We start from the raw sequence: 9,312 nt of genomic DNA, 5'->3' as shown, positions 1-9,312 counted from the left end.
CTGCGGCACTGACCGCTTGAACCATCATCTCGAAGAATCACAAGACGACCCCGTACACCACGTCCCTGGACTTGACCCGCCGTCGACTTCGCACGCATCAATTTCACCTAACCAGCGCAGACATCTCCCCAGTCAGAAGTCGCGCAGCAGAGGCACCCAATGCCGATGCCTATGACAATGTTCTTGCTCGATGCAGCCAGGCGTATCGTTCGGCTACGCAGGTGGAGGAGTGGGTGAGTGGTTACCGCTCCTCAGAATACACGCTCTGGTCGACTCAGTTCCTCGTCGTTGATCAGCCGTACTCAAAGTTAACGACCAACAGCGACTCACTTTCACTCGGTCGAGCGGTGCCGACGGCAGAGCTCCGCACAAGAAGTCGAATAGCGCGAGGCTGTCTCGTCACCATGATGCCCGAGTAGCTATCGAGGGATCTCCGGACCCATTTGCAGCGGAGTATTTCCATAACAGGTCGCGTTTCCAACATCGAGCGTGTTCTGGCAGAGAAGCGACCCGCGAGACCAGATACGTACCGTGACCCAATTGTTCGGCCTCCATGCCGGGAGGGCGGCAATGCTGCTTCGCCAGTCAGCCCGAACTTCGGCCGACACACTACGTGGATCAGAGACGGCGGCATTCATACGCCAAGGCAGTGGCACGTCCACGAGCGACTGTCGGACGGAGTGGTCGTAATACTCGACGTTTGCTTTCGTCACCTGATCAGAAACGATCTCGTATGTCACGATGTCTTCGGCGTGCGCGACGGGCGCCAACGCCACGCTGGACATCCACGCAGTCAACACCAGAGTTACCCGCGGGATACGCATCTGGCGTCCTCCTAACATGTATCACCTGCCAACGGAGGCAAGTTCGACCTCGAATCCGTTGTCGACCTGTCCGGTTCTCCTCACCAAATCCCCGGCTGCTTTGGGAAGTTCCGTGACGATAATACTAATAGTGAGCACGCACTTAAGACGACCTTCCCGCGGCGCGGTGCCTAGTCCAACGACCGGCCTAGCTGCACGGGTCAGCAGGACCCGTAGCTCAGGCACGCATACGATCTGCGGTCGTCCCACCCCTTGAAGTAGGTTCCGCCGGGGGTTAATAGAAGCTTGAATTCGCCGTGTTCGCAATAGGTATTGCCGTCGGTGATAATCGCGCAGCTCGTCGACTCGTACCTCACGTAACTGCGTACCGGCAGCGGCTTGTTCGCCTGGCCGGCAGGAAACTGAATTGCGGCTGTCCAGCCGTGGTGCACGGCGCGGTTTCCGTTGAACCAAGCGATGTGATCGTCACCGGGAGGCGCACCCGGGATATCGCCGGTGCAGCCGAAGCTCCCCCACGTCCAGATGGCACAGGTGAGCCCGGTGGGAGTCAGGAACCAGACTCCCGGCCGGTCGGGCAGGAAAAAGTCCTGAGGATTCGCCTCGGTATACCACGCTGCGATACGTCGCATGTCGGGAAAGGGCTGAAGGGGGTCGATGGGCGGATCCGCGTGTGCCCATGGCACGGCAGCGAGCAGTAGTCCGATGGCAGATGCGGCCACCTGCAGACCGCGATGGAGGAAGTGAGCTCGGCATTGGGCACTTCGAGGGCAATTTCCTGTCTGGTCCGGGCGGAAGGCTCGCATCTGTTAATAGTAGTCGCTCACTAACTGAGCTGCAGCGGGTTGCCTCGATTTTGTCGATGACTGCCCTCCAGGGCGCACTACGCCGCACACGGGTGGCCGACGTCCCCGGCTACCCCAATGTTGGTCGGACGCGTCGCGATTCGGGGCTGAATACAACATGGCGATGCTCCGAAGGCATCGGATGGTGATCTTGGGGCCGTCTAGGACACCTTTAGCGCGAGCACGATCCCAAACTGATCGTGAGCGCTGTCGTTTCACTTCTTGGCAGGGAGGGTTGCCGCGGCGATCCGAGCAAGTTCATTGACGATTTGATTACGTGAGGGATCGTTGGGTAACCCCGCGAACATAACATCGCCAAACAGTGCGGCGGCGATCACCGCACCGATATTGATCCGTTCATGGAGCCGGGCCTTCGTCGGGAGTGTGCGGCGCCCCGGGTGATTTTTGGCGACAACTCGACGGTCCGCCATTCGGTCCATAAGTTGGATCACGTCTAGCATCGGATCGGTGTCATCGGAATCTGCGAGTATCTCGGGCTCGAATACCTGGGTAGCGAAATAAGTGACCATCAGGCCGCGGTTCTTCCTCAGCAAGTCATAGAGGCCTCCGGCGAATTGCTTTGCCAGCTTTTCGATGTCATAGTCCTCACCCGCCCTGGTATCGAGTTCTTCCCATCGGTTCATGAATATCCGGATCGGCCCGAAGACGACTTCGTTGAACAACGCCGCCTTGGTCCCGAATTGTCTGAATAGCAGTGCTTCGGCTACGCCAGCGCGGTCGGCAATCATTCGCGTCGTCGCCCGCGCGTACCCCTGCTCACAAAACACGTCGTGGGCCGCGGCAAGGATGAGTTCGCGACCGACGCCTGGCCGCCTGCGCGCGCGCTTAGGCGGCGTCTCCACCGTGTTCTGCCTGACCATAGACGAGATCCTCCAGGAGAGGCCGCCGGAGCGCGGCCGTAGTCCATCCACCCGACAAAGCATAGCCGGATGAATGGGTTGACGATTGCAATTACTTACTATACTTGCTCAGTTGCTGCAAATCCCTGATGCGATATGGAGATTTTGATCCTACGCGGATGCCGCGGTTTGTGGTTGCGCCGGTCGACCGATCCGTCAACCAACGGCGTTGGACAGGGCGCTTAACGGCGTCCCTGGCGCCAATCGCCTGCGGGAATTGATCGGACATTTCGACGAACGCGTGAATCATGCCGGCATAGTCAATGCCTTCTGATTGCGCGCCGGCTTCGAGGAGCGTTTGGTGGTACGCCGCGGTTTCGTCACGAGCGGGTTAGCAACTTGCCCTCACCGTTCACTGTCCTGGATTCATTGTACGGTCTTTCCGGGGCCGGGTTAGTCGACGTTGGCGACGTGGCGGCGGAACGTTTCGCTGAGTTCGATCGTGCCGTAGACCCAACCGCACTTAGGCGACATCGGGACGGGACATCCCGATGTGCACGAACTTCCACGAGGCCACAAACACTTCTACTCGAGGCCATCGAAGCCGGCGGCCGCCATCAGGTCGATCACGGCTTGTGCGCTCGGGTCTAGAGGCATTCACAATCTCCAGGCTGGTCGTAACGACGATCGCGGTGCCGCAGTGCCGGCTCGTAAAGGGGTCAATGGAAGGGCACAGATCAACTTGCTGGTTTAGTGAGTGGGTGCGCACTGTGTGTTAGACACGTCCGAGCCGGAGGCCCGTCCGGGCAATCCTCGCGTCGGAGAACGAGACGTCGATCTTGTTGAGTTCGCGTCCGATCTGAGGCGAAGGTGTGGCGCAAGACGGACACGGACCGTCGATTGAGAACGCTTGCGTGTTAAGACCTAGTCCTTTGCGGCACTGACCACGCGCTGCGAATCCTGGCCAGTGACAACGACCCGCGTCGCGCTGCAGTCAGACTGATTCGGTTCCGTCGGTTGTCACGTCCCGTTCGGTGAGGTGAATGAGGCGGAGTCGACGAGCAGGTGGCGTAACGTGCGCGGGATTTTCCTCACGGTGTTGTAGGCCGCATCCCACCTCATGGTGGTGCCAACGTTATCGGCAATTCGTCGATCTACGCCGCGTCGGCCGGCCCGGTGTTACCGCTGATGACGATGGTGGCTTTGACTACGTTAGCGACGGAAGTGTTCGTAGGGGGACCGGTTGGCCGGTTGCGCGACGCTTGGCCGTGCCACCTCGCGGTTGACAAAGAGTGAGCACTAACTACTATATTGGCCACTATTGAACCCCGGGAACCCCGGGGTGTTGCGGCGACAGATTTGATGGTCAACGAAACCCCAGCGCGCCCGATAAATCGGCGCCGTCAGGCGAGGAGGATGCCATGTCGCTCGATCCACAAGCACAAGCCCTGATCGACACGCTGACGAGTGCCGGGTTCGACGGATTGGAGAACCAGCCCATCGAAACCGGGCGGGCACTCGTCGGCCTTGTTGCGGAGATGGGCGGGGACCCACCCGATGTCGGAGAGGTTCGCGAAATCACCATTCCCGGGTCGGCGACCGGAGTGTCGGCTAGGCTCTACCGGCCAGCCATCGATGCTCCGCTGCCCGTTGTCGTGTGGGTACACGGCGGCGGCTGGGTGTACGGCACGGTTGAACTAAACGACACTTTCTGCCGAACCATAGCCAACAAGGTGGAAGCCGTTGTGCTGAGCGTGGACTACCGCCTCGCGCCGGAGCACCCCTATCCCGCCCCGCTCGATGACGTGGTGACTGTGGTTCGCTGGGCTCAGCAGCACGGCGCCGAGATCGGCGGTGACCCGACGCGGGTTGCGGTCGGCGGTGAGAGCGCCGGCGGGAACTTGGCCGCTGGCGCCGCGCTGCGTCTCCGGGATGAGGGTGCGCCGCCGTTGTCCCTGCAGGTCCTCATTTACGCGACCCTTGACTCCGCCATGTCCTCAGCGTCTTACCAGGAGCATGGCGAAGGCAAGTTCCTCACCAAGTCGGTCCTGGCGTGGGCGTGGGATCACTACGCTAAGGCGCACCTGCACGAGCCCTACGTGTCACCCATGCACGCAGCGGAACTGAGCGGCTTGGCGCCCGCACTGATCATTACCGCCGAGTGCGACCCAGTACGCGACGATGGTGCCACGTATTATCGTCGGCTCCGCGATGCCGGGGTGGAAGCCGAATACATCGATTTTCCCGGCATGATCCACGCGTTCATGGAGATGGCGACAGTCTTCCCGCAGGCGCATGAGGCCAATGAAGCAGTGGCGCGGGCTTTGAGTAAGGCGTTCGGCTAGGGACGGCCGACCCAGTGCCAACGGTCGTCACGGACGCTCGATCCTCAGCCGATGGCGGTACTTCATATCCGCACCACAATGCATCGCATAACCACCGCCGGATAGGGATTGCGCCCCGTAGCACCTGCTGCGGGCCACGGCATGCCTGATACAACCGACAACCGGCCTGCCAACCGCATACCTGGGCGGCCTCGAAGTACGAAGTAATGTGCCGACAACTGCGTATGCGCCGACCAGGTATATTGCGCGAGCGCTAGTAGTCCCCCGTGTCGTAGTGGGTGAGCTGGCAGCCTGGCGTTATAGTACTAGTCACCGCACACTCTCGCGGGGTGCCCTGTTAGCCGCTGTAGTGGGAATTGGTGGCGCTCGGTGGGCGAATACACAAATGTCCTAGGAGGTCTCGCTTGGTTAGGACGGCGCCATCTGGTGAGACGCCGAAGCAAGCGCGAAGGGCGCCCGGGGTCGCGCGTGAGCTGCTGTTAGCTGCAGCGCACGATGAATTCGATGACCATGGCTATGCGCGAGCGAGCACACGCGCAATCGCTGAGCGCGCTGGGGTGGCCGAACCATTAATCTTTCGTCACTTTGGGTCGAAGGCGGGGCTGTTCAACGAAGTCGTGTTCGGGCCGATCCGCATCTTCATGCAAGGGTGGGAGGAGTTCAACACTAAAGCGGGGACCAAGTACGATCCCGAGACACTTGCGAAGAAATTCGTCGGCGGGCTCTACGACCTGCTGAGGGCAAACCGCGGCCTGATGGTCACCTACTTCGCAACGCACGTGTTCGAGCCCGAGTTGTTCGACGAGTTCGGCACTGTGTCTGGGTTCCTTGACGTGATTCAACTGATGGACCGCGAAACCGAGAAGCGAATCGCGGTCGAGAAGCAGTTGCGGCGTCCCACGAAGGTGTCTGCAAAGACTCGCCTGCACGAGCGTATAAGCGTCGGCTCGGTGATCGCCGCTGCCTTGTTCGATGACCTACTGTTCCAGGGGATGTCGACAATGCCGACCCGCAACCAGCTTGTCAATGAATTGGCGCGAATCGCCATCACGAGTCAACCGGACCTTCGAGGCTGAATTCGTCTCGCCCGCGGCCACCGCAACAGATTTCGGTGACTGCCCTCATGCGGGAGTGCTTCAAGCTGGCGCACTTCCGCGTTCGCTCGTTGTCCGAAACATCGTCGAGTGTTTCCCGGCCCTTTGGCTGGCCTCCTCCGGAAATCATGGGTTGGTGCTTATGTCGACGACGTAATTCCCTGCAGCGCGAGACGCGGACCTTCTGACGAACACTTGTAAAGAAGTGTGTACTTACTATAGAGTCCAGACGTGCTTCCTGACGACATGGACAAGCGACTCGCGAGATTCCTTGGTCGGCAGATGTCCACTGATGCCGTTGAAGTCACTGATGTGATTCCCCTCGTTGGCGGTTACTCGTGCGCAACGGCGCGGTTTGTTGCGACAATTGACGGGCGATCGCACCGGCTCGTTGTCCGGGCGAGCCTCCCTGCAGATCGGGCCCCGATTGTCACCGACCGCTCACGGGAATGGGATCTGTTGTCAGCGCTGAGTCGTAGTCAGACGATCCCTGTGCCGCGGACATGGTTTTTCGACTGCGACGGCAAGGACCTCGGTGCACCCGCCATCATCACCGACTTCGTAGAAGGAGAGTCACTCCTGGCCCGCGCCGATCGAACTTCTGCCGAGGACCGCGGTGCGCTCTCAGAACAGCTTTGCGGGCTAGCTACAACTCTGACGGCCGCCGATCTCAGGACGCTTCCTTCGTCAGTCGAACGGCCTTCGAGCTGGGGCTCCTATATCGACGACCAGATCGGGCAGTGGCGGCTCGCGGCGACCGAGCACATCGAGCCGGACCCGTTCATCGAGTTCGTCGCAGCGTGGCTTGCGCGCAACGTACCTCCGGAGGCGCCGCTGACTCTCGTCCACGGCGATTTTCAGGCGCCGAACGTGATGATCGACGAACAAAATGGCTGGTGTCTGATCGATTGGGAGTTTGGCCACGTCGGAGACCCCAGGGAGGACCTCGGTTCGCTGCAGTTCAACGAGCTTGCCCGCCCTCCAGCCCTGTTCAATCTCGACCCGTGGCGATTCTGCGCGAGCTACTGCGAACGAACGGGCTTCACCTCTGAAATCGTCAATCCGGCGACCGTCGCCTACTTCTCGTTGTTGCCAACAGGGCGGAAACTTCGCGAGATTCTCCGGCAGGTTCGTGGCCTACTTGACGGGCGCAACGAATCCTTTGTGAGCGCATACGCGGTGGCCATCCTCTCGACTCTCCATCAGCACTGGATGGGCTCGGTGGCGGCAATCGAATCGATGCGTGCCAGCTCCGAAATGGGCCAGCGGTGATCACCAGACCGACTTGTCAGGAGCTGATCGAGGCCGTCAGGCGGGAGCTGGGGACGACCGTCATCGCAGCCGTCACCGATGCCTCAGTGCAGGGCACGCTGGCTATGATCGATGCGGTTCTCCAGATTGCAGCCGCCCGAAGCGAGCACGAGCTGACGTGGATGACGCAGGAGACTGATGCCACCGAATCTTTCGCCGAGCACATCATCGGGGCCGGTGTCGACGGGTGTGGCCCGGTGCGGGACGGACTGGCTAAGCTCCGCGAGGCTCGAGGCACCGACAACCAGGCCGCTGGAGTCCTCGCGGCGTATCACGCTTCCGGCCGGCTACTAGCCGCATGCACCGAGCTCGCCCTTTCCTGCGAGGGAGACATCCGGGCAAGACTCGACCAAGTCCTCTTAGCCCGGCTGGAAAACGAGCTGGAGATCCGCGGCGAATTTAGGATGGCCGGACGTGGATGAGCTTGGCGGAGACCGACGTTCAGTGACGATCGGAGCACGTGAAGGGGTCGCGGGTGCCGCCTCAGTCGTAGAGGATCTGAGCGCGACGATAGTTTCGGGCCGCGTGACCGCCGGCCAGGCTCGCCAGGGCCAGCAGGACGCCATCGTGGCCGAGCAACTCGGGTTCCGACGAATCTTCCTCGCTGAGCGCTACAACGTGAAGGAAGCTGGCGCGTACCTGAGCGGGATCGCGGCGCGGACGCAGCGCATCGAAGTGGGCACCGGCGTCCTCGCCATCGGCTCTCGCAGTCCGCTGATGACTGCAGCGTTGGCAGCGACCATGACCGCGCTCTACGGTCCCCGGTTCGTGCTAGGTCTTGGGCGTTCGGATCCGGCACTCGTTATGTCGCGCCAGCCGTCGACGTACGGGGCGCTCGTGCATTACACGACCATCGTGCGGCGACTGTTGGCGGGTGAGACTGTCACCTCGTCGGGCCCAGCCGGCGACTTCGAGTGCCTTGCGCTACGGGATCTTCCGGACGGGCCAATACCACCGATCTGGTACGGCATGGAAGGCGGTCCGCGTGCGTCACGCGTCGTGGCCGACCCAGTGTTCGACGGCGTGTACCTGTCGGACTTTATGACAGTTGAGTGCGTGAAGCGCTCCATCGGATGGATGCGTGCCGAGTGCGAACGCATCGGCCGCGATCCCTCGACACTGAGGATTTGCTTGCCAATCATCACGGCGTGCGAGCTCGACACCGAGGAGACCTTGGCACTGACCAACGCCCGACTGGTGTCGTACATGTCGTACCCGGCGTTCGACGCCCTGGTCGAACGCAACGGATGGGATCCGAGAAAGCTGGAGGCGGTCCGAAATCACGACAGCCTCCGAGCGCTCGCCGGCGCCAACATCGACGCGAGCCACCATCGGAGGGATCTGCTCGAGCCGGCCAGGCTCGTCCCTGATGAGTGGGTCCGGAGCACTTGCGCAGTGGGTTCCGTGGACGAATGCATCCAAACGCTTCAGGCGTTCAAGGATGTTGGGGTGGATGAGTTCGCAACCTACGGTAGCTCGCCCGTGCAGAACGCAACCTTAATCGCAGCATGGCGAACCCACTGCGGATCCTCGTAGAGGCAAAGCAACTGCGGGACAGGCGATCGTGGCCGCCGTCGAACTCACCGCTTTGAGTGTGAGCTGCAGCCGTCCGCCGTAGCCAATGACGGATCGGCGATCCCTGTCGGCAGCGTCGACCAACGTCCCAATGGCCAAGGCGCCATAGGTTGCCAGGAAGGACTAACACGAGCAGATGAATAGATCGGAGGAGGCATCTCTAGCCTGGGCGCTAGTCGATTCGACGCGGGGGTTCCTGCACGCGCATGCCCGCGCACGGCTCTGCGCGAAACTTGGCGCTGGCGAGTTGGCTAGCGCGATTAATGACGCACTTGTCTGCTACGTGAGTAAAGACATTGAACTACGACCGGATTTGGCGATACCGTTGCAGGCCTGGGTTCGAGGCTATTGCGGAACGTACAATGAGCCAATCCTTCGGCGTCTTGAACCGCCCCGGGATGTCTGGAGACTCCACTTCTTGGGAAGGTTGGAGTCATGTCAGGTGGTTCGTCGAGGAGGTA

At 61.1% G+C, this 9,312-nt stretch carries 7 protein-coding genes; 5 read left to right on the top strand and 2 right to left on the bottom strand.

The window, feature by feature from the left end; translation table 11 throughout:
- Window positions 1–1,024 precede the first annotated feature (1,024 nt).
- Complete coding sequence (locus tag BST14_RS26720; RefSeq protein ID WP_142279631.1) at window positions 1,025–1,543, bottom strand: hypothetical protein; 519 nt, start codon at window positions 1,541–1,543, stop codon at window positions 1,025–1,027.
- 338 nt (window positions 1,544–1,881) lie between these two features.
- On the bottom strand, window positions 1,882–2,547 hold the full coding sequence (locus BST14_RS26715) for a TetR/AcrR family transcriptional regulator (RefSeq protein WP_158085938.1): 666 nt from the start codon (window positions 2,545–2,547) through the stop codon (window positions 1,882–1,884).
- Between the two features lie 1,400 nt (window positions 2,548–3,947).
- On the opposite strand from BST14_RS26715, the gene BST14_RS26710 reads away from it, so the two are divergent.
- The 5 genes from BST14_RS26710 to BST14_RS26690 all read left to right on the top strand — a co-directional run bounded on the left by BST14_RS26710 (window position 3,948) and on the right by BST14_RS26690 (window position 8,812).
- Entirely contained in the window at window positions 3,948–4,871 is a 924-nt protein-coding gene (locus BST14_RS26710) for an alpha/beta hydrolase (protein ID WP_083067310.1), read from the top strand.
- Between the two features lie 404 nt (window positions 4,872–5,275).
- Window positions 5,276–5,947 (top strand): TetR/AcrR family transcriptional regulator, encoded by a 672-nt coding sequence (locus tag BST14_RS26705; protein ID WP_158085937.1) that lies wholly within the window; start codon window positions 5,276–5,278, stop codon window positions 5,945–5,947.
- A gap of 249 nt (window positions 5,948–6,196) precedes the next feature.
- The gene (locus BST14_RS26700; RefSeq protein WP_142279630.1) at window positions 6,197–7,237 is read left to right on the top strand and encodes a phosphotransferase family protein; all 1,041 of its coding nucleotides are present in this window, start codon (window positions 6,197–6,199) and stop codon (window positions 7,235–7,237) included.
- The gene (locus tag BST14_RS26695; protein WP_083067307.1) at window positions 7,234–7,698 is read left to right on the top strand and encodes a hypothetical protein; all 465 of its coding nucleotides are present in this window, start codon (window positions 7,234–7,236) and stop codon (window positions 7,696–7,698) included. Before BST14_RS26700 ends, BST14_RS26695 begins: the two co-directional genes overlap by 4 nt.
- Entirely contained in the window at window positions 7,691–8,812 is a 1,122-nt protein-coding gene (locus BST14_RS26690) for a TIGR03857 family LLM class F420-dependent oxidoreductase (RefSeq protein WP_083067306.1), read from the top strand. Before BST14_RS26695 ends, BST14_RS26690 begins: the two co-directional genes overlap by 8 nt.
- Window positions 8,813–9,312 lie beyond the last annotated feature (500 nt).

Origin of the sequence: Mycobacterium arosiense ATCC BAA-1401 = DSM 45069 (assembly GCF_002086125.1) — a bacterium.
Taxonomy (GTDB): domain Bacteria; phylum Actinomycetota; class Actinomycetes; order Mycobacteriales; family Mycobacteriaceae; genus Mycobacterium; species Mycobacterium arosiense.
The sequence above is the reverse complement of the archived record's forward strand: the minus strand, read 5'-3'. Positions and strand labels throughout refer to the sequence as shown.

Bases quoted from the DNA above. Each gene is read 5' to 3' on its own strand.
- BST14_RS26715 (WP_158085938.1), bottom strand. From the start codon at position 2,547: ATGGTCAGGCAGAACACGGTGGAGACGCCGCCTAAGCGCGCGCGCAGG.
- BST14_RS26710 (WP_083067310.1), top strand. From the start codon at position 3,948: ATGTCGCTCGATCCACAAGCACAAGCCCTGATCGACACGCTGACGAGT.